This window comes from Chryseobacterium sp. SIMBA_028 (assembly GCF_046535285.1).
Classification (GTDB): domain Bacteria; phylum Bacteroidota; class Bacteroidia; order Flavobacteriales; family Weeksellaceae; genus Chryseobacterium.
Genome location: NZ_JAWRWZ010000172.1, coordinates 1 through 281, shown reverse-complemented (window position 1 = coordinate 281; position 281 = coordinate 1). Strand labels below are relative to the sequence as shown.

Genomic DNA, 281 nt, shown 5'->3' with positions numbered 1-281 from the left:
GGCGGAAGAGACGGTGCTGGCCAACGGGCTGGGCGCCCGGCAGTTCCCCGGACTCCCGGACGGGCTGACACTGCCGCTGCGTCCTGTGTATGGCGATATCCTCAGGCTTCGGGTGCCGGAGCACCTCCGGCCTTTGGTCACCTCAACCGTCCGGGGAGTGGTCCGTGGCGTGCCCATTTACATCGTTCCCCGGGATGACGGAACGGTGGTCATTGGGGCAACACAAAGAGAAGACGGATTATCGTCGGGCACCGATGCCGTCTCTGCCGGCGGTGTGTACC

At 65.5% G+C, this 281-nt stretch carries 1 protein-coding gene; it reads left to right on the top strand.

What is annotated here, in order from left to right; genetic code table 11:
- On the top strand, positions 1-281 hold a 281-nt coding region (locus SCA31_RS23025; RefSeq protein WP_410699357.1), incomplete at both ends, for an FAD-dependent oxidoreductase.